The following is a 20,613-nucleotide window of genomic DNA, read 5'->3' as shown; positions in this document are numbered from 1 at the left end:
ATCAAAACCCGCTGACACGTTCAACCAACCAGTACATCGACACGCACCCGATGGCGTATCCGGTGACAGGTGTGGCGACCGCTCCGGCTTTCTGGAACAAGGCTGGCAGCACAAGGCGGGAGGCAAAGATCAGGGCCGACAGGGCGGCAATGAACAGAAGTTGACCAGCCTCGACACCGACGTTGAAGGCAAGTAGCGCTGCGATGATATCGTCGGTTGGAACTCCGATATCGGCCAGCGCGCCGGCAAAACCCAGCCCGTGCAGCAGCCCAAAGCAAAAACAGACGATCCAAGGGTATTGTTCGGACAAGCGCAGCTTTCCGTCTTTTCGATTGAGGATTTCCAGCGCAAGGAACACGATCGACAAAGCGATCACGGCTTCGACCGGAGGGCCGGGCACATTCAGAACACCCAACGTTGCAAGCGCCAGCGTGATCGAATGTGCAACGGTAAAGGCCGTGACTGCCCCAACTAACCGCCACGGGTCGCGCACCAGCACGAATAAAGCAAAGACAAACAGAAGGTGATCCCAGCCCTCCAGAATGTGTTCGAAACCAAGACGGAAATAGCTGGTCAGAACCGACCACGTCGATGGCTGCTCGGGAATAGTCAGAACAGGGGTGTCGGGTGTAAAACGAAAAGTCGATGGTTCGGACGAGATGGGCTGGATGCGCAGCAGAACGTCATTGCGCTGCTGCTCCAATCCATCAATGGCTATGGTTTGCCCGGCAATACCGTCCTCGCAATCCACGACCCAGGTCGCAATCCATGCCGTGCCGTCAGACTGTGGATCCAGTCCTCGACGTTGGGTGCATTGGGCGGGCAAAACGGCATCGATATCCATGGGGCGGCCGTTCACATCGGGTTTGCGCCACAGGACCTGCCATGTGTTGGTCGTCAATTGCCGCAGGTCCAGATAACCGGGGTCAAGAGCGTGCCCATATCCTGTTTGTGCCGCGAGCATCAGCCAGCCGGAGAGCAAAAGGAAAGAGAGCCGCTTCATTCGGCTGCCGTGTCCATGCCGGGAGTTTCGACCCGATAATTCGAAGCCAGATTTTCATATTGCGCCTGTGCCAGTTCCGAGCCTGCCTCACGCCGCCATTCCAGTACAACGGCGTCCCGGATCTCTTCGAGATTTGGCAAAACCGGTTCTTGAGTTTCCGTCACACGAACGATGTGGATACCATATGCGGATTGAACCGGGCCGGACCAGTTGCCCGGTTCCAAATCATCCAGAGCGGATGAAAATCCTGCGCCAAAGTTTGCATCCACCACGCGCAGCGTCGTCAGTGGCATCGACTTTGGAAGCAAGGTTGTCCATCCGATTTCGCTCCAGTCCTGACTGGTGTTTGCAGCGTCGATTGCAATTTCGATGGCCTCGGATCCGGCGTTCTCGCCGAGATAGACCTGATCAAAAGCGATCTTTTGTGGGGTGGTGAAACGTTCGGGATTTTCCTCCAGAAAGGACTGCAAAACCTGGGGCTCGGGTTCGACTGAAGCCGCGATTGCCTCGGTCAGAAAATCCATTTTTTGCGCCAGGCGTGCACGGATGACCTGATCCCCCTGATCCAGACCCAGCTTGCGTGCTTCGCGCACCAGCACTTCCTCTCGGACGGTTGCATCGACCAGGGCCTTCAGTTCGTCTTCCGTCGGCGGGCGGTTCCAGCTGGTTTGGAAGCGGCTTTCCAATAGGGCCACATCATCACTATCGATTGTGATCGTGTCGGTAATTTCGATAATTTCCTCTTGGGGTGAAACCCACGCAAACCAGCCAAAAATAGCCACCCCGATCAGAATAAAGTGAAACAAAGGCTCTCTTAGAATTCGCATGCGCGCACCCGACATTGTGTAGAAAAGTTCACCGGGCGGGGTGGGCCGCCCGGTGAAATCTTAAAAGCAAAATGCGGTTACTCGCTAGGGGTGTACCAGATTGGTGAGGAATATGCGCGTTCCTGATGCACCAACTGCGCCTCTTCCGGCAGGTCCAGGCCAAACCGTAGTTTGTCGTACAAAACCCAGCGCGGTGTCGGGATTTCCAACACCCGAACGTAGTAGAAAGCCCGCTGCCCGGGGTCGAACTCCGGGTCGGTCCAGATGGTCAGCAGTTCGGATGCACCGATCGTGTTGCTCCAGCTTGCGGTTTCCAGATCAACGGTGTTGCCGACTTCGGGCAGGTTGCCAGCTGCGTCCAACGCGCGGTCATCAGACCAGGCAACATTAAACACTTTTTCCTGCAACTCGCCCTCTGCATCCAGCCAGCCCTTCACCACCTGAACACGGTCCAGGTTGGCACCGACCGGGTCACGTAGCGCGCCGATCAGAAACGAAGGCGCGCCGTCCCCCTCGCGCGGGCGCAGGTCGCCGCCCATGGGGACGCCTTTGGTATAGCCCACATCCGCCACAAACCGTGTCAATAGATCGTCGTCCTGAAAGTCCCAGCCGCCAAAGAAACGCAACCCGATCCGCGGACCAGTGGTGGCATAGGTTTCACGCCGCTTGAATGCATCAAAAATGGCCGACCGGGTGTTTTCCGTAGCCCAAACCGCAGTGTACCCAGAGGCGACAAGTGTGTGTCCTTCGAATGCGCCCAGGTCACTTTCAACAAACGGATGCAGCACGCGTGTGGGAGAGGGCTCGGCGCTGACGGATTTGCCGAAATAGTTATCCTCTTCCGCTGTGGCCAGCGAGGTATGGCTGTCCGTCGCACCGCCCATGCCGAACTTATAGGGGTTAACACCGAATTTTTCCTCTAGCGCCAGCCCGCGTTTCAGTGCCTCGCGGGCGTATTCACCAGCCAGCATGTCATCGGTTTTGAGCTCGGTGATATCGAGGTTTCCCACATCCCAGTTCTCATAATCGGCGAACGGGTCATCGGGACTGAGGAACGGGTGCGCTTCGCCGTCGCCCTTGATCTGTGTGACTTCGTAGTGGGGCTCCCACTTTGCGCGTTTCTGAACGTATTCTTCGTCGACCTTGCCACCGTGGTAGGTATCTTCGGTCGGGAACATCCAGCCGTTTGACAGGTTTCCGTTATGGGCGAACGCTACGGCGCGACCACCGGTTTTGGCTTCGTACTCCTCAAGCCAAGTGTACAGCGCCTTGGGGTCGGTGTCGCCATAAGGGGGCTGGGTAACGGGCGGCACAACTTGCAGCGCCCGAATTGGGCCGTCGCGCAGCATGACGTTGCGATGCAGGTTGAACCCTTTGGGAACCGAGGTCCATTCGAATCCAATGAATGCGGTAAAGTTGCCGGGGTCATTGTGACGTTCGGCGGCCAGTACGATCTGTTCCCATGTAAACGCAAAAGCATCCGCGCCGGGGCTGTAGGATTCCAGCAAAATCTCGGGCAGGGTCATCTGGGAAAAGTTGGTGATGATATCAAATGCCGCTTTGGCCGCGTCTTCACCACCAGCTTTGTATCCCTCGTACCATTCCAGACCTTTTGGGTCCGCCAGCACACCGGGCTTGCCTGCCTGCAGATCGGGTGCAAAACCCATGAGGTCCGTGTGATCGGTCAATACCATCCAATCCAAGGGACGCGCCAGTCTGACAGGCTGGCCAGTTGACGAAATAACCTGCTCTCCCTTTGCAAAACGCCATGCGTCGTCGGGCAACAGAGTGTTGCCGAATGCGCCCGCATCCAGCGACAAACCGGTGTGCAGGTGAGTATCCCCCCAAAGGGGTCGTTCGGGAAAGGATCGGTTGGCGTAGGGCGAGTAGGGGCTGTCAGGGAAGGTGCCTTCGGCAGCCTCTTTGCTGGGGACAGCGTCCGCCCAAACGAGCGCGGGCAGTGTTAGCAAAGTGATCAAACAAGTGGAAAATCGAAGCATTGAAACCTCCCCAGGTCTTCGAGCCAGCCGTACATAGTGAATTCAGTATATTCACTTCTTATAATGTATTGAGTGATATTTTGTAGTGTTTTTCAAACGTTCGGTTAAATCCATTGCGACGGAATGCCTGTTTCGGGTTAGGAATGCGTGAATAGCCAATTGATGGTGGCGCGATCACGCCACTGAATAACCCTGCGCACCCAATTGGTTCTGGCAAGTGTTTTGAAAAGGGTCAAACAGGGCAACGAATTCCAGTGGTTTGCCCAGTTCGGTAGCAAGGATCACATTTGTTGATGTCGCAAACTTGTCGATGATGCTGTCGTCAATCCGGCTGAGTTTCTTGCTGACAAAAGGAGCGTCCTGAAGGCCGGACCAATACACCAGATCAAGCACCTGACCCTGCGTGCCCTTTTCAAGAACGAAATCCTCGTAGGCCTGCGCAAACTCATGGGCCGCCGGATCATTTGCGATCTCGGGGCCATAGACGTCGCGGATCACCTCCAGCGCATGTCCTGCGATACCGTGCCCCTTGATCGCCCGATATGCCAGGCCGGCGCCGACAATGCCGGCACCCAATGCCATAACTTTGCGACGAGAAAGTTTCATGCAACCGCCTCCGATGCGCGAAGCGCCAGCGCCGAGATGGTCAGTGACGGATTGGCGGGTGAGCAGGTTGGGAAAGCACCCGATCCAAGAACAAAGACATTGGGTGCAGAATGCAGGCGTAGCCTGTCGTCAACGACTGAATCCTCTGCGGAAAGGCCCATCCGATGTGTGCCTTGGATATGAGCGTCAGATGGCAAAATGTCAGAGAACGACAGATATTCGATTGTGTCCGGGATTATGTCGGGCAGACCAGTCTTTACTCGCTCAATACCGCGTTTGGCATAGTCGGAATACCCGGTCCATTCGATGACTGGTTCATCATCTTCCAAAATGACGCGGTTCTCGGCGCTGGGAAGATCTTCAACTGCTAGGCGCAGGTTAATACGGTTTGCCCATTTGCCGGGTTCTTTTCGGATCGATACAGGTGCGTTTATTGTTTCGATGAGGACCGCTGCGGACGTTCTGCGATCTACGTCATGGTAAAAATGATAGCCAAGTCCGGTTTCCGATGTGCCACCAAAAAAAGCCTTTATGTTGGCTGTGTCCACTAGGACTTTCACTGCCGCTTGTTCGTGAAGGTACCGTCCTAGCGCGTCATTGCGAACGTCCGAGCGTTTCAAAATGGCTGCGTTGAATATTGCATTGGTACCCAGCGCAACTGTGTCGGCGCGAAGGCGCACTTCGTTGCCATCGTTACTTTTGACGCGAATACCGCGTGCGCGTCCGCCTTCGATATCCACCGCCCTCACTTCGGTGCCAAGTAGGTAGTGCGAACCAGGATGGGTGAGTTTGTCGAAACTGTTCAATACGGTAAATTTGGAGTCGATAGGACACGTCCGACATACCCCGTTTGCACAGCACGTTGGTCTTGAACCGCCGTTTGATGTCGCGTTGGATGCAGGTACCCATAGAGGCGAAGATTCCTGTAAAGCAGCATCAGCACGCGAGGGAGTATGTGCGGGGTAGGGAAATGGCTTTCTGCGTGGAAGAATATCCTGTGACTGACCGCCGGCAACTTCGATGATATCTTCGACACGTTCCCAATAAGGTTCGAGATCATCGTAACTAATAGGCCAGTCAATACCGACACCAAACTTGCTGTTCAGGGCAAAGTCGTTTGGATGGAACCTGGGTACATTGCCCCACCAGTAATTCGAGTTTCCACCAAGTAGAGTGTAGGCGAGCCAATTTTTTTTCAGCCCGGACGTGTTTCGTTGTGTAAAAGCTTCTTGAACCGCGGGGCCGTTTTCGATCTGGTCTGAATGTGTGTATTCACCGCCCTTTTCGACGAACAACACATTCAGGTCCGGCGGAAGCCCATGACCGAAGAACATCGCTGAGAAACTGGATCCTGCGATTATCACGTCCCATTCACGAGAGCTGGCTTCGTCTAAAGATACGCGCTGCATGACAACAGGTTGACCTTTTTACTCATCAAACAAACAAGGGGCTGAAAATCAGCGTAGAATAACAATCCTGCATAGTATGGCATGAAAATGGCCGCGCGCAAGTCAACTGGCCGATAGGGCTATGATCATTGATGGGAAAAGGCGGCCTAATTCGCAAATTGAATAAACATTGGGCGACTCCGGCGCGCGCAGATGCAGTTTGAGGTTGCTGCCCGGGTCCGATCACGGGCAGGTTGTTTATGAGGACCAAGAGACGGATCAGCCAATGACACAACAATCAACGGGCATGGCTGTCTTTTTGACAGGCAGCTTAATGCGGCATGTGACGCGTATGTCGTTGACCACCAGCATCGGTCTGATGGCGATCTTTGCAGTAGATTTTGTGGACATGGTGTTCATCTCGATGCTGGGCAACGACGCGCTGGCCGCTGCCGTCGGCTATGCTGGCACGCTTTTGTTTTTTACCAACTCGATCAATGTGGGGCTTTCGATCGCAGCCGGTGCCCTTGTCGCGCGCGAATTGGGAGCCGGGCGTCCTGAAAAAGCCCGCCAATTCGGAACGAGTGTTGCTGTTCTTGGTATACTGATGGGATTGATAGTGTCTGCTATCGTCATGATTAATATCAAGTTCCTGCTTACGCTGTTGGGCGCGCAGGGAGAAGTTCTGAGACTCGCGGCACGATATGTCAGCATCATTCTGCCAACCATGTGGGTGATGGCTGCGGCCATGACAGGTATGGCCGTGCTACGCGCTCATGGTGATGCGCGCCGGTCAATGCAGGCCACCATTTACGGTGGGCTTGCGAATGCAGTGCTGGATCCGATCCTGATTTTCGCTGTTGGACTTGGTTTGGATGGCGCGGCGATTGCCTCGGTTATTGCACGTATTTGCATGCTGGTTGCAGCGGTTCGGCCTGCCGTACGGGTGCATCGCGGGTTTTCGCGACCCTCGCTGAGGCAGGTGAAAGAAGACCTCCAACCGGTGCGCGCGATTGCAATACCGGCGGTTCTGACCAATGTCGCGACGCCTGTCGGCAACGCCATAGTCATCCGGGAGGTTGCGCAGTTCGGAACGGATGCCGTGGCTGGCATGGCCGTGATTGGGCGCCTGATGCCTGTCGCTTTTTCGGTCGTGTTTGCGCTGTCCGGGGCAATAGGACCGATTGTTGGGCAGAATTTTGGGGCAGGGCAATACGATCGGGTGAAGGGCGCGTTTTTGGCCGGAGTGAAGTTCACTGCCGTCTATGTGGTTTTGATGGCAACTGTACTGTTTGTACTGCGCGCACCCATTGCTGATTTGTTTCAGGCCCAGGGCGAGACGCGGGCGTTGATCTATCTGTTTTGCGGACCGCTGGCCCTTGCGTCCTTTTTCAACGGGGTGATCTTTGTCGCCAATGCCAGCTTCAACAACCTTGGCTATCCCATTTATTCGACATGGGTAAACTGGGGCCGTCATACGCTGGGCACCTGGCCTTTTGCAGTAGCTGGGGCCTATCTTGCTGGGGCTCCGGGAGTGTTGTTGGGGCAGGCGCTGGGTGGCGTGATTTTTGCGGTTATCTGCTGGGTATTGGTTCGCCGGGTTGTTTCAGGTTTGACGAAGCCCACGAAGGTCGATCCTTTTGCCGGGCAAAGCCGGCTGCAATCGCTGTTCGGGCGCAGGGGGTGGTGAGCCAATCCGGAACGCTTTGAAACCTGGGGGTTTGGTCGCCACAGGCGGCTTTCATCTCCTTTGTTGCAGCTAAGATATCATCATTTGCCAATGCATGAATTCGTTGTAAGCTAAGCTTATGATTGCAGAAAACGCCTAAGGTTTTCGGGGCGTTGATTTAAAAAACATCTTTAACGACCGAGGATGAGCAATGTCCGGAAGTCTTTTGAAGTACACGCGTGTTCTTGAGATTGTCGGAGACACGATCAAAGTCAGGGTGCCTCTGGACGGATCGACCGACGCAGCGGTGCGTTTCAACGATCTGGCCGTGATCGAAACCGTGGACGGCCACAAGACACTGGCGCAGGCGATTTTCATTGACCGAGACGTTGTCACCCTGCAGGTGTTTTCCGGCACCAAGGGCATCTCGACCGAGGCGACGGCGACGTTCCTTGGCCATCCGATGCAGACGCCATATTCACAGAATATATTGGGCCGCGTTTTTGACGGCGCGGGTGTATCTATTGATGGTGGGCCTGACCTGTCATCTGAGCCGCGCGTGGATATCGGTGGGCCGACCGTGAACCCTGCGGAACGCGCTGTTCCCAACAAGATGATCCGAACGGATGTGCCGATGATCGACGTGTTCAACACGTTGGTCGAAAGTCAGAAAATCCCGATTTTTTCCGTCTCGGGTGAGCCATTCAACGCGTTCCTCAGCAGAATTGGTATTCAGGCGGACGCGGATATCGTGGTGTTTGGCGGGCTGGGGTTGATCTTTGACGACTACTTTACTTTCAGGACGTCCTTCGAGGATGCAGGCGTATTTTCCCGCACGGTGATGTTCGTCAACCAGGCGATGGATCCGCTGGTCGAACGGCTGCTGGTACCCGATATGGCGCTGGCCGTGGCCGAAAAATTCGCGGTGGAAGAAGGCAAGCGCGTTCTGGTCCTGCTGACCGATATGACCGCCTATGCCGATGCGATGAAAGAGGTTGGGATCAGCCAGGAACGCGTGCCGTCGCAGCGTGGTTATATGGGTGACCTCTATTCCCAATTGGCCCGTCGGTACGAAAAAGCCTGTGATTATGCCAAGGGCGGATCGGTCACTGTGCTGACCGTGACGACGATGCCCGGTAATGACGTGACCCATCCTGTGCCGGATAACACGGGCTATATCACCGAGGGGCAGATCTATCTGCATTCGGGCGTGATTGACCCGTTCGGCAGCCTGTCGCGACTCAAGCAGAACGTGATCGGCAAAACCACGCGTGAGGACCACAGTCAGATCATGAACACCATGATCCGGTTCTATTCCGAAAGCCGAGACGCCGCGCAGAAACAGGCGATGGCATTCGACCTTTCGGACTATGACCACCAGTTGCTGAAGTTCGGTGCTTTGTTCAAAGCGCGCTTCATGGACATCAACGTTTCGATCCCGCTCGAAGATGCGCTGGATCTGGGCTGGAAAACTCTGGCGGAGTGCTTCGCGCCCGAGCAATTGCTGATGAAGCAAACCCTGATCGACAAATATTTCCCAAAGGATGCAGATGGCGCGGTTGCAGCTGAATAAATCATCGCTCGCACGCGAGCAGACGCAGCTGAAAAGCTATGAGCGGTTCCTGCCATCGCTGGATCTTAAGCGTCAGCAATTGATGGCCGAGCGCGCGAAAGCGCGCGAAGATGTGCAGCGCCTTCAGGATGAGGTGCAGGAACTGGCGCAAAAGGTTGGAGAAAAACTGCCGATGCTGGCGCAACAAGGCATCGATCTGGACGGGTTGGTCGAGCTGAAAGACTACAAAGTCAAAGAGGTCAACGTCGTGGGCGTAAAGATGCCTGCGTTGGACCGGATCGAGGTAACGGTGCGCCCGTACTCCTATCTGGCCAAGCCCCACTGGGTCGATGCTGCAGCCCGACTGCTGCACGATATGATCGAGGCGCGTCTTCGGGTTAATGTGGCCGAAGAGAGGGTGAAGATTTTCGACAAGGCCGTCGCCACGATCACCCAGCGTGTCAACTTGTTTGAAAAGGTCCTGATCCCGCGCGCCAGAGCCAACATCAAGAAAATCCGCATCTATCTGAGCGATGAGCAGATGCAGGCCGTAGTCCGTTCGAAAATTTCGAAACGCAAGCATGCGCAGGAGGCTGTGTCGTGAGTGTCGCGAGGCTCAAGAAACTGTCACTGGTCGGGCGAGCAGATCAAAAGACCGAAACGCTTGAGTCGCTGCAGGAATTGGGATGCATGCACGTCCTGCCGCTGGCCCCGCCGCCCTCTGAACCGGAAAAGATCAGCGAGCGCGGTGCGCGGGACGCCTATAAGGCGTTGCGATTCCTGCATGACGTGCCCGAACCGCGCCGCCAGATACAGCGCGACCCCGGTTTTGACATGGAGCAGTTCGTCAAGGATGTGCTGGACCTGATGCAACGGACCCGTGACATGACGGACCAAAGGGATTTTCTGGCCAACCGGATCGCGCAGGTTCGCCCCTGGGGTGACCTGGATTTTCCACCCGACGATGTGTTGGCGGGGAACCGGTTATGGTTTTATCAACTGCCCCTGAAGTATCGCGATGCGTTGGAAGCCCTGGATATGCCCTGGGCTATACTCGAGCAGGACCATAGGTTCATCTATGCCGTACTGATCGACCCGAATGAGCCGGATGACGATATCCTGCCAGTCCCGCGCACGCACACAGGATCGCTGCCCATTCACGAGCTTGAGGCGCAACTGGAAGAGGCTGAGATCGCCATCGAGGCGCTTGAGGCTGAGCGCGTCGCGCAGACCCGATACCTGACACTGATGCGCCGGAACCTGTCGGTTGCCGAAAGTGCGGCTGAGCTGGCCCATGCCACGCAAAAGGTGCGCGACGAAGAAGCGATGTTTGCCCTTCAGGGCTGGGTGCCTGAGGATCGTATAGACGCTGTTCTGGACATGGCAAACGCCAAGGATGCCGCTGTGCTGATCGAAGAACCCGGCCCCGAAGACAGCCCGCCTACCTTGTTGGAACAACCAGAAAAGCGCAGTGCTGCTGTAGACTTGGCGCTGTTTTATCAAGTGCCGGGTTACAAGGATTGGGACCCCAGTGTCATCGTCGCCGTTTCGTTCGCGATCTTCTTTGCGATGATCGTGGCCGATGCCGGGTACGGGGCAATTATCTTGGCGGGGCTTTTGTTGTTTTGGAAACGTCTTGATCGCACGCCACATGAGCGTTCCTGGCGACGCTTTGGCGTGAGCATCTCGGGGGCGACGATCCTTTATGGCGTATTGGTTGGCAGCTATTTCGGCGTGTCGCCGGCAGACGGATCAATCTGGGCCAAGCTCCAAGTGCTCGACCTCAACAATTTCGGCGCGATGATGATGGTTTCGATTGTCGTTGGTGTGTTGCATCTGGTGCTGGCCAATGCGCTTGCCGCCCGCGCGGCTTGGGGCCGCCGAAAGGCTATTGCCAACCTTGGCTGGATCGCCGCGTTGATCGGGGGATTTGTCCTGTGGCTCAGTTACATGAAGGGCAATTCTCCGGTGCCCGGAGCGCTGCTGATGGGGGTCGGGGTTCTGGCCATCGTCTGGTTCTCAAGCGAGCGGGCCATCAAGAAACCTACCGACTGGCTATGGCGTCTGATCGAAGGGCTGCAAAGCCTTGCCGGGGCGATGGGTGCATTTGGCGACGTACTTAGCTACATGCGGCTGTTTGCACTTGGGTTGGCCTCGGCCTCGTTGGCGATCACTTTTAACGATCTGGCAGGGTCAGTGATGCAATCCCTCAAGGGGCTGGGCGTTCTGTTTGCCCTGCTGATCCTGATTATCGGCCATATTCTCAACTTCGCCCTCGCCATGATGAGCGGTGTCGTCCACGGATTACGTCTCAATTACATCGAATTCTTTAAATGGGGCCTGCCGGACGAAGGCGTTGTCTTTCGCCCGTTCGCCCGCAAGGAGGTTCAGGAATGAATGAGCTTGTTTTGACATTGGGTTGGTTAGGCATTTACGCGCCTATGGCGTTGGGCGCGGCCTCCAGCGCGATCGGATGCTCCATCGCTGGCATGGCCAGTATTGGCGCCATGACCGAAACTGAAGGCGGCTATGGGCGCTTTGTCGGCGTATCGGCCTTTCCGTCGACCATGGTGATTTACGGCATCGTCATCATGTTTACCTTGAACCGAGATGTGACACCCGAAAACGCGGGCGGCTTGTTCGGGATTGGTATCCTGTCGGGCATCGCGTTGATGTATTGCGGGATCTGGCAGGGTCGGGCCTGTGCTGCGGCGATCAACGCCACCAAGGAAAAGCCCGAGATCTTTGGCCTTGCGCTGGCTCCGGCGGCGATCATCGAAGGGTTCGGCGTCTTTGCGTTTGTCTTTGCTCTGGTGATCAGCGCGGGGATCAGCTGATGGCGCAGGATGGCATGATTTCACACGGCGTGGATGCCCTGATCGATAAGCTGCGAAATGATGGCGTGGCGGCTGGTCAGGCTGACGCTGAAAAACTGCGGTCAGAGGCCAAGGCCGAAGCCGCCAAAATCTTGGCTGACGCGAAACGCGAAGCGGACGACTATCAGAAAAAGGCGCGCAGCGATTCCGACAAATACCGCGCGGCGGGGGAAGAGGCACTGAATACCGCCATGCGTGACGCAGTTCTGACCATGAAAGGTGGATTGACCGACCGGTTTCGCGAAGATGTTGAACGTCTGGTGACCAAGGAAATGGCTGACCCGAAATTGCTGAAACAGATGATTTTGGAGGTCGTCGGTCGAGAGGCTGATGGCGTCAATCTGGATGGCAAGGTCCAGGTCATCTTGCCGGCCAAAGTTGCGACGCAAGAAGACATCAAGCAGAACGCGGATGACATTCAGTCCGGCAAGCTGACCAAATATGTTCTTGGACTGACAGCTGACATGTTGCGCGAACAGGTAGAGCTGCATGCATCGGACGACAACCAAGATGGTATCCGCGTTCGGGCCGAAGATCAGGGCGTTGTACTGGACCTGACGGACAAGGCGGTCGCCTCATTGCTGATGGAGCATCTTCAGCCGCGGTTCCGTGCCGTGCTGGAAGGTGTGATCCGCTGAGATGTCAGACCCTGACGCCTATATCGCGCTGATCAGCAGCCTGCCGGGATCTGAACGGCTGTTTGTGGCCAAACAACCCCCGCTGTCCCGGCTTCGGCTGGATCGCCGCCTGACCGCGCTTGCACCTGAGGATGCGCGTGTTCTGAAAGTGTTGGAGCAGGCGTTGAACTGGAGTGCATATGACATGGATGTCACGGATGCGCAGGCGGTACAGCGATGCAATCAGGCGTTGGGCAAAATTCCGCAACCAACCTTGCGTAGACTGTTCCTTGAGCGGATGGACTTGCGCACTGTAGTTGCTGCACTGCGCCTGCGCGCGCGTGGAGGCAATCCGCCCTCGGGAGCGTACGGCATTGGACGTTGGAGCCGCCATATTCCAGCCAACTGGGGGGACCCGGATTTCCGACTTTCGGTGCCGATGCCGTGGATCAAGGACGCGCGTCAACTGTTAGAAGCCGAGGATCCTTTGGGTCTGGAACGGCTGTTGCTGTCGGTCAGCCACAAGCAACTGAAACGATACGCCGCCCGCCACCTGTTCGATTTTGAGGCCGTGGCGATATACGTCCTGATCTGGAACATTTTTGATCGATGGGCGCAAAGCAACGCTCAGGACGCAGCCACAAGATTTGAGAAGCTGGCCCAGCAGGCCATGGCCAATGTCGCAGAATTCGATTTTGAGAGAGTAAGCGCATGACTGCCCAAACACCCCCGGTTCAAACCGCAACCGCTCGTGTCGTCTCGGTCCAGGAAGGGCTGGTGCAGATTCAGGCCAACCACGATGCAGCTGGAGTTCCCGGGCAACTGGTCAAGAACGAGGTGGTGTTCATCCTGCCGACCCGCGCCGGGCCGGGCGGGCGCCAGGAACGGCTCAAAGCCGAGGTGCTGCGCGTGCGCGGGGATACAGCTGACGTACAGGTGTATGAAAGCACAGACGGCGTGGCCGTTGGTGATCCGGTGGAACAATCGGGTCAGTTGTTGTCCGTAGAACTGGGGCCGGGGCTGTTGGGTCAGGTCTTTGACGGCCTACAATCGCCTTTGCCCAAAGTTGCTGCCGAGTTTGGAACCTTCTTGCCGCGGGGGGCCGATGTTGCACCGTTGGACGATCAGGCGAAATGGTCCTTCTCGCCCTCGGTTAAGGTCGGAGATACAGTCACGGCAGGCGACAGCATTGGGACAGTTCCGGAAGGCCGGTTCACCCATAAAATTATGCTGCCCTTCAATTGGGTTGGCGAATACAAGGTTGTTTGGGTTCAGAAAGGGGCCGCGACGATCCATGAGATTGTTGCCCGACTTGAAGACGAGCAGGGGGGTGAACACACGCTGACGCTTTGTCAGAAGTGGCCAGTTCGGCGGCCCTTACCTGAAACGGTTCTGAAACGTGCCCTGTCCGAACGCTTGTACCCGACTGAGCCTGTGCTGACCTCGCAACGTCTGATTGATACATTCTTTCCCATCGCGCGTGGTGGTACGGCCTGTATTCCCGGCCCGTTCGGGGCGGGTAAGACCGTGCTTCAAAACCTTATCGCGCGGAACTCCAAAGTGGATATCGTGATCGTCGTTGCCTGTGGTGAACGTGCGGGCGAGGTTGTGGAAACGATACACGAATTTCCCAAGATGACTGATCCGATGTCGGGCGGCAGTCTGATGGATCGGACGATCATCATTTGCAACACCTCTTCCATGCCCGTTGCGGCCCGCGAGGCGTCGATTTTCACCGGCATCACGCTGGGCGAATACTACCGTCAGATGGGGTTTGATGTTTTGCTGATCGCGGACAGTACCAGCCGCTGGGCGCAGGCCATGCGCGAGACTTCAGGCAAGCTGGAGGAAATTCCGGGTGAAGAGGGTTTTCCTGCCTATCTGGAGAGTTCGATCAAGGGCCTGTACGAGCGTGCTGGGGCGCTAAAAACAAACGATGGTGATCTGGGTAGCCTGACGTTGATTGGCACAGTGTCACCAGCGGGTGGCAATTTTGACGAACCGGTGACTCAGTCCACGCTGTCAACGGTGAAATGCTTTCTTGGGTTGTCCTCGGAACGAGCCTACAAACGGTTCTATCCCGCCGTCGATCCACTGCTCAGCTGGTCGCGATACACCGATCAGTTGTCGGATTGGTATGACAAGAACGCCGAGGCTGGTTGGACAGGCAAGGTGCGCGATCTGCTGGCGCTGATCGAAAAAGGCGAGCAGGTCGACCAGATGATGCAGGTCACCGGTGAGGAGGGCGTCACGATCGAGGATTTCGTGACCCAGCAAAAGGGCCTGTTTGTGGACATGGTTTATCTGCAGCAGGACGCATTCGACAAGGTGGATGCCACCGTTCCGCTGGAGCGTCAGAAGATGACGTTCAAACTGGTCTACGATGTCACGCAATCGACCGCGGAATTTGCGGACAAGGGTGAAGTGCGTCAAGTCTTTACACAGCTTACCGGTTTGATGAAGAATTTCCATTATGCTGCGGAAAATACACCGGAATTCAAAACGCTGTGGGGGCAGATTCAGGATCTTTGCCGCGAAAAATTTGGGGTTTAAGTCAGCGAGGTGGTAGCCCGTAGGGGAATCGAACCCCTCTTTCCAGGTTGAAAACCTGGCGTCCTAACCGATAGACGAACGGGCCATCTGCCAATGGCACAAGCACAAGTGGTAGCCCGTAGGGGAATCGAACCCCTCTTTCCAGGTTGAAAACCTGGCGTCCTAACCGATAGACGAACGGGCCACGCTGGCTTGTGGAGGGCCTTTTACGGTTTACCTCTGACCCCCGCAAGCCGAAAAACGCAGGGATGTGAAACTTTTTTGAGGGGGTTGAAACGGGCTCAGTTTGCTTCTGCCGCGTCCTCCAACCTTAACTGGACGCTTTGCCGTCCGCCCCACGTGTTTACTTCAAGCCGTCCGGCGAAATGGAACCGTGCGCCTCCATGGTTAGACAGCCGTTCGCCCATCGCTCCGTCGAAGGCGCCGAATGCGATCGCGTCTAACCCCCCGCCCATCCCGTCGGACAGAGATAGCTTTAGATGTGACTCCCCAACGCGCTTGGCAAAGCGCACTTGCATGTCCGGCATCGCATAACGCGGAGCAGGGGCGCTGGCCCCAAATGGTCCGGCTTTTTCGATCTGTTCGATCAAATCGACCGAGGCTGCGCCCGGCATCAGGGCGCCGTCGAGCTTCAGGTCTGCTGGTCCGCCTTGACCCGCACCTTGTTTGGCGAGCAATTCGCTCAACCGTTCCATGGCTGGTTCCAACTGATCGCGCATGACTGTCAAACCGGCCGCCATCTTGTGACCGCCTCCTTTGACCAAGAGGCCCTCAGCAGCCAACCGTTGGATCGACGCCCCCAAATCCACGCCCGAAACCGACCGGCCCGAGCCTTTGCCTTCATCCCCATCAAAGCCGACTACAATCGCGGGCCTGTTGGCATTCTCCTTGAGGCGGGACGCAACGATGCCGACAACGCCGGGGTGCCACCCTTCGCCTGCCGCCCAGACCAAAGGCGCGTCCAGTCCACGCTCCTCAGCCTGCTCCAGAGCTGCCGCACGCACCGCGTTTTCGATATCGCGACGTTCCGTGTTCAGTTCGTTCAACCTTTGAGACAGCGCTTCGGCTTCGGTCATCGAATCCGTGCTGAGCAGGCGCGCGCCCAGATCTGCTTGACCGATCCGTCCGCCCGCATTCACGCGCGGTCCCAGCAAAAACCCGAGGTGATAGCTGGTTGGGGCCGAATCCATGCGCGCTACATCCGACAATGCGACCAGCCCGGGTCGTTGCCGTTGCGCCATGACCTTCAGGCCCTGCCGGACCAGTGCCCGGTTCGCGTCGATCAGCGGAGCGACATCCGCAACGGTTGCCAAAGCCACAAGGTCCAGAAATCCGATCAGGTCCGGGCCTTTAGCGCCTGCTTCTCGCAATTGCCGACCGGCTTCGACCAGCATCAAAAACACTACGGCAGCGGCGCAGAAATAACCCAGGTCGCCGCTTTCATCCTGTCGGTTCGGGTTCACCACCGCGACACAGTCGGGCAGCGTTTCACCACCAAGGTGGTGATCCAGCACAATGACATCTGCGGCTTTTGCAGCCCCAATCGGTTCATGGCTAAGCGTTCCGCAGTCCACACAGATGATCAGGTCATGTGAGACCGCCAGTTCCTGCATTGCGGGTACGTTCGGTCCATATCCTTCATCAATCCGGTCCGGCACATACAGCGTCGCTTGTAGTCCCATCTGGCGCAGCCAGACCAACAGCAAAGCCGCCGAGCTGCCACCGTCGACGTCATAGTCGGCAAATACCGCAATCCGCTGCTTGTTTCGCACGGCTTCCAAAAAGCGTGTTGCCGCCTTTTCCATATCTTTCATGGACCGTGGGTCAGGCAGCGATTCCTTCAGCTTTGGGTCCAGAAAGCTCTGCGCCTCCATTGGCGGCACGCCGCGTCTCGCCAAAACCTGGCACACGGCGCGGGGCAGGCCCGTCTGTTGCACCAGCATTTCGGTCGCCCGTTCGACCTCGGCGCCCGGTCCGATCCAACGCCGCCCGGTCAGTGATTGCTCAACCCCTAAAAAGCTCATGCCTGCCCTCATATGCTAAGGCCGGACCCTCTCGGACCCGGCCTCATTCTATCTATCGATACCTCTGCCATGGGCAAAGGTTCAAGCCATCAGGCGTTGTCATGCGGCCAGGTCGGTGTGCGGTAGGACATACGGCGCACCGAACCAGTCTTCGACCGCATCAGCAAGGTTGTGGTTTCGACCCAGCCTGGTTGGCGTTTGATGCGCGGCAACAGCGAGCCACCAGTCACGCCTGTCGCGGCAAAGATCACGTCGGCAGTCACCATCTCATCGCGCGCGTAAACGCGGTCTAGATCGGTGATGCCCGCCTTGGCAGCGCGGCCGCGTTCGTCATCGTTGCGGAACAGCAGGCGGCCAAAGATCTGACCACCCATGCATTTCAGTGCAGCGGCGGCCAGAACGCCCTCGGGCGCTCCACCTTGACCCATGTACATATCGATGCCGGTCTCTTCGCTTTCGGCACAGTGCATGACGCCGGCCACGTCACCGTCCGTGATCAGGCGGATCGAGGCACCGGTTTCGCGCACTTCGGCGATCATTGCATCGTGGCGGGGACGTTCCAGAATGCAGACGGTGATGTCGGCCGGTTCACAGCCTTTGGCTTTGGCCAGCGCCTCAACGCGTTCGCGTGGGCTCATGTCCAGGTTCACGACGCCCTCGGGAAAGCCCGGACCGATGGCCAGCTTGTCCATGTAGACGTCTGGCGCGTGCAGCATCGAGCCGCGCGGGCCCATCGCGATCACGGTCAACGCGTTCGGCATGTCCTTGGCGGTCAGTGTGGTTCCCTCAAGCGGGTCCAGCGCGATGTCCACGCCGGGGCCGTTTCCGGTGCCCACTTCTTCGCCGATGTACAACATCGGCGCCTCGTCGCGTTCACCTTCGCCGATTACAACGACGCCTGCGATGTCCAGAAGGTTCAGCTGTTCGCGCATCGCGTTCACAGCCGCCTGATCCGCAGCCTTTTCGTCACCGCGTCCGACCAGCGAGGCCGAGGCCAGAGCGGCCTGTTCTGCAACCCGCGCAAGGCCCAGAGACAAAAGGCGGTCGTTGAAATCGATTTTGGCAGCGCTCATTTTTTCGTATCCTCAGGTCAATAAAGGCGTTTCATCGGGCATAGCCTGCGTTTTGTGCAGGCCGCAAGGGTCAAACCTCTTCAATCCGCAGTGCAACGGGCTCTCCCGACACGACATCGGTCGTCCGGAGGCCTTCCAAAGCGACATCCAGCGTGGCACGTGTGGTCTTATGCGTAACAATCAGAACCGGCGCGGTGGCTTCGGTGTGCCCGTACTGGCGCATTCGATCGATTGAGACACCTGCATCACCCAGGATAGCCGCCACTTTCGCCAGAGCACCCGGTTTGTCGAACAGTGCAAGGCGCAGGTAGTAGGGGGCGGGCAGGCCGGTTATGGCAGGTTTTGCCTCTTCCAGTGTCGTGGCGGGACGGCCAAAGGTTGGGATTTGCAGCCCCCGCGCCAGATCGCAGACGTCGCCCATCACTGCGCTGGCCGTCGGACCTTCACCTGCGCCAGGGCCGCGCAGAACAACCTGTTCGACGGCGTCGCCTTCGATAACCACCATATTGGTGCCACCTTCTAGCTGACCCAGAGGCGAGCCGCTGGGCACAAGGCAGGGCTGCATCCGCTGTTCCAGACCGCGCGCAGAGCGCTGAGCGACGCCCAGCAGCTTAATACGATAGCCCATGTCGGCTGCCTGATGAATATCGTCCAGACTGATATGCTGGATACCTTCGATCTGGATGCCGTCAAAATTCGGTTTGGTGCCGAAGGCGATCGAGGACAATAGCGCCAGCTTGTGTGCCGCGTCGATACCGCCAACGTCCAGGTTCGGATCGGCTTCGAGATAGCCCAGTTCCGCGCATTCTTCGAATAGTGCGTTATAGCCCAACTCCTGCGATTGCATCCGCGTCAGGATATAGTTGCAGGTGCCGTTCATCACGCCCATGACGCGGGTGATCTCGTTCCCGGCCAGACCTTCAGTCAGAGATTTGATCACCGGGATTCCGCCTGCAACGGCCGCTTCGAAACGGATAACACGGCCTGCGGCCTCGGCTTGCTCAGCCAGTTCCTGACCGTGAATGGCGAGCAGTGCCTTGTTTGCAGTCACCACATCCTTGCCAGCGGCCAGCGCGGCCTCGACCGACGCTTTGGCAGCGCCGTTTTCGCCGCCCATCAGTTCAACAAAGACATCCACATCGTCACGTTGCGCCAGTGCGACCGGATCCGTCTCCCAAGCATATTCCGAAAGGTTCACGCCACGGTCTTTGTTGGCATCCCGTGCGGAAACAGCGGTTATTTCGATGGCGCGACCTGTACGCGCCTGCAGCAGGTCCGCATGGCGGCGCACGATCCGCACGACACCCACGCCAACCGTTCCCAAGCCCGCAATTCCCAGCCGCAGCGCCTGTGTCATCCCGTGGGTTCCTTTCCGCTCGAATGTCCTTGGTTTCGGGCCGTTTGCCCGTTCATTGGTGCCTTAACGGGTTCAGCGTCGGGGCGCAATCCGAGACAGCGGTAACAAGCGTTTGAAATGTGAAAGGTCAGTTGATCTGAGCGTTCTGTAGTGCTTCGGCCTTTTTGGCCAGTGCCTCGCTGCGCGCGGTCAGATCTTCTTCAACCTCGGCGGCCTCGCTTACGGGATCTATCGGTGGGCCCAGAATGTCCTGAATCGGGATCAGTTTAGGATATTTGGCTGAGCGCACATTTGGCTGCTCGCGTCCTTCCAATTCCGGAAAGTCCGTGCAGGCTGCGCAAGTCAGAAGCAGGACCAACAATGGCAGAGGCTTCATAACGAACCCTTTCAATAACGACTTAGACTGTGATGCACGTTTTACTGCCGTCGTTCAAGCGGGGTTCTATATGAACATACGTTCATATACGGTGAGCACATGGCACGTACCCAAGGTTCACATTCAGATATCACCGGCCCGCGCATCCGTGAGGCTGCGCTGGGACTATTCGCCCGGCATGGCTATGCCGCCGTGTCCATGCGCCAGATCGCGAAGGAGGTGGGCGTGCAAGCGGGTGCTCTGTATAACTATACGCCAGACAAGCAAAGCCTGCTTTATCGCCTGATGCATGACCATATGCAGGATCTGTTGGCCGCATATGATGAGCTTGAAAAAACTGCCGATGCAGAGGCTGCGCTGCGCCGCTTTGTGGGATTTCACATACGGTTTCATATGGAGAGACCGGACGAGGTCTTCATCGCATATATGGAACTGCGAAACCTGTCGCCAGAAAACTTCTCTGAGATCGAGGGTCTGCGCAGGGCCTATGAGGATTCGCTTGAAGCTATCTTGCGGGACGGTCAGCAGGCTGGGCTGTTCTCGGTTGCCGATACCAAGATCGCGACCCTGGCCGTGATCGCCATGCTGAACGGTGTTATGACATGGTATCGCGCTGGCGGTCGTTTGTCGCTGGATGAAGTCGAGCAGGTCTATTGGGATATGGTCAGGCGCGCCGTAACTGCCTGACCATA

The 20,613-nt window shown here is 57.1% G+C and carries 18 protein-coding genes and 2 tRNA genes; 9 read left to right on the top strand and 11 right to left on the bottom strand.

Going from position 1 to position 20,613, the window contains the following annotated elements:
• Position 1 precedes the first annotated feature (1 nt).
• The 5 genes from ACR0AK_RS09645 to ACR0AK_RS09625 all read right to left on the bottom strand — a co-directional run bounded on the left by ACR0AK_RS09645 (position 2) and on the right by ACR0AK_RS09625 (position 5,845).
• On the bottom strand, positions 2–1,003 hold the full coding sequence (locus tag ACR0AK_RS09645) for a HupE/UreJ family protein (RefSeq protein ID WP_480793151.1): 1,002 nt from the start codon (positions 1,001–1,003) through the stop codon (positions 2–4).
• Positions 1,000–1,830 (bottom strand): peptidyl-prolyl cis-trans isomerase, encoded by an 831-nt coding sequence (locus ACR0AK_RS09640; RefSeq protein ID WP_480793150.1) that lies wholly within the window; start codon positions 1,828–1,830, stop codon positions 1,000–1,002. Before ACR0AK_RS09640 ends, ACR0AK_RS09645 begins: the two co-directional genes overlap by 4 nt.
• Before the next feature lie 77 nt (positions 1,831–1,907).
• A complete protein-coding gene (locus ACR0AK_RS09635; RefSeq protein ID WP_480793149.1) occupies positions 1,908–3,830 on the bottom strand; it encodes a DUF3604 domain-containing protein in 1,923 nt (640 codons plus the stop codon).
• Between the two features lie 174 nt (positions 3,831–4,004).
• The gene (locus ACR0AK_RS09630) at positions 4,005–4,436 is read right to left on the bottom strand and encodes a hypothetical protein (protein ID WP_170558135.1); all 432 of its coding nucleotides are present in this window, start codon (positions 4,434–4,436) and stop codon (positions 4,005–4,007) included.
• Entirely contained in the window at positions 4,433–5,845 is a 1,413-nt protein-coding gene (locus ACR0AK_RS09625; RefSeq protein WP_480793148.1) for a GMC oxidoreductase, read from the bottom strand. The genes ACR0AK_RS09630 and ACR0AK_RS09625 overlap by 4 nt, the downstream gene beginning before the upstream one ends.
• 265 nt (positions 5,846–6,110) lie before the next feature.
• On the opposite strand from ACR0AK_RS09625, the gene ACR0AK_RS09620 reads away from it, so the two are divergent.
• The 8 genes from ACR0AK_RS09620 to ACR0AK_RS09585 all read left to right on the top strand — a co-directional run bounded on the left by ACR0AK_RS09620 (position 6,111) and on the right by ACR0AK_RS09585 (position 15,091).
• On the top strand, positions 6,111–7,514 hold the full coding sequence (locus tag ACR0AK_RS09620; RefSeq protein ID WP_480793147.1) for an MATE family efflux transporter: 1,404 nt from the start codon (positions 6,111–6,113) through the stop codon (positions 7,512–7,514).
• A 190-nt stretch (positions 7,515–7,704) separates the two neighbouring features.
• Positions 7,705–9,066, top strand: coding sequence for a V-type ATP synthase subunit B (locus tag ACR0AK_RS09615; RefSeq protein ID WP_170558129.1), 1,362 nt, complete (start codon positions 7,705–7,707; stop codon positions 9,064–9,066).
• A complete protein-coding gene (locus ACR0AK_RS09610) occupies positions 9,044–9,649 on the top strand; it encodes a V-type ATP synthase subunit D (protein ID WP_170558127.1) in 606 nt (201 codons plus the stop codon). Before ACR0AK_RS09615 ends, ACR0AK_RS09610 begins: the two co-directional genes overlap by 23 nt.
• Positions 9,646–11,442 carry a V-type ATP synthase subunit I gene (locus ACR0AK_RS09605; RefSeq protein ID WP_480793146.1) on the top strand — a complete coding sequence of 599 codons (1,797 nt, stop codon included), beginning with the start codon at positions 9,646–9,648 and terminating at the stop codon, positions 11,440–11,442. The genes ACR0AK_RS09610 and ACR0AK_RS09605 overlap by 4 nt, the downstream gene beginning before the upstream one ends.
• Entirely contained in the window at positions 11,439–11,882 is a 444-nt protein-coding gene (locus ACR0AK_RS09600; protein WP_050602715.1) for an ATP synthase subunit C, read from the top strand. The genes ACR0AK_RS09605 and ACR0AK_RS09600 overlap by 4 nt, the downstream gene beginning before the upstream one ends.
• Positions 11,882–12,559: a hypothetical protein gene (locus tag ACR0AK_RS09595; RefSeq protein WP_480793145.1), complete on the top strand. Its 678-nt coding sequence runs from the start codon at positions 11,882–11,884 to the stop codon at positions 12,557–12,559. The genes ACR0AK_RS09600 and ACR0AK_RS09595 overlap by 1 nt, the downstream gene beginning before the upstream one ends.
• 1 nt (position 12,560) lies before the next feature.
• Entirely contained in the window at positions 12,561–13,253 is a 693-nt protein-coding gene (locus ACR0AK_RS09590) for a hypothetical protein (RefSeq protein WP_480793144.1), read from the top strand.
• Entirely contained in the window at positions 13,250–15,091 is a 1,842-nt protein-coding gene (locus ACR0AK_RS09585; protein WP_480793143.1) for a V-type ATP synthase subunit A, read from the top strand. The genes ACR0AK_RS09590 and ACR0AK_RS09585 overlap by 4 nt, the downstream gene beginning before the upstream one ends.
• A gap of 10 nt (positions 15,092–15,101) precedes the next feature.
• Here the strand turns inward: ACR0AK_RS09585 and ACR0AK_RS09580 are convergent.
• The 6 genes from ACR0AK_RS09580 to ACR0AK_RS09555 all read right to left on the bottom strand — a co-directional run bounded on the left by ACR0AK_RS09580 (position 15,102) and on the right by ACR0AK_RS09555 (position 19,921).
• Positions 15,102–15,176 (bottom strand) — tRNA-Glu (locus ACR0AK_RS09580).
• A 24-nt stretch (positions 15,177–15,200) separates the two neighbouring features.
• Positions 15,201–15,275 (bottom strand) — tRNA-Glu (locus ACR0AK_RS09575).
• Positions 15,276–15,372: 97 nt separating this feature from the next.
• Entirely contained in the window at positions 15,373–17,115 is a 1,743-nt protein-coding gene (gene recJ, locus ACR0AK_RS09570; protein WP_480793142.1) for a single-stranded-DNA-specific exonuclease RecJ, read from the bottom strand.
• Positions 17,116–17,204: 89 nt separating this feature from the next.
• Positions 17,205–18,188 (bottom strand): class II fructose-bisphosphatase, encoded by a 984-nt coding sequence (glpX, locus tag ACR0AK_RS09565; RefSeq protein WP_170558116.1) that lies wholly within the window; start codon positions 18,186–18,188, stop codon positions 17,205–17,207.
• A gap of 70 nt (positions 18,189–18,258) precedes the next feature.
• On the bottom strand, positions 18,259–19,545 hold the full coding sequence (locus ACR0AK_RS09560; RefSeq protein WP_480793141.1) for a homoserine dehydrogenase: 1,287 nt from the start codon (positions 19,543–19,545) through the stop codon (positions 18,259–18,261).
• A 127-nt stretch (positions 19,546–19,672) separates the two neighbouring features.
• Positions 19,673–19,921: a hypothetical protein gene (locus ACR0AK_RS09555; RefSeq protein WP_170558112.1), complete on the bottom strand. Its 249-nt coding sequence runs from the start codon at positions 19,919–19,921 to the stop codon at positions 19,673–19,675.
• A gap of 99 nt (positions 19,922–20,020) precedes the next feature.
• Here ACR0AK_RS09555 and ACR0AK_RS09550 point away from each other — a divergent pair, with 99 nt between their 5' ends.
• Positions 20,021–20,608: a TetR/AcrR family transcriptional regulator gene (locus tag ACR0AK_RS09550; RefSeq protein WP_480793140.1), complete on the top strand. Its 588-nt coding sequence runs from the start codon at positions 20,021–20,023 to the stop codon at positions 20,606–20,608.
• Positions 20,609–20,613: the final 5 nt, after the last annotated feature.

This window comes from Ruegeria sp. BI12 (genome assembly GCF_056537985.1).
This window is presented reverse-complemented; position numbering and strand designations above follow the sequence as displayed.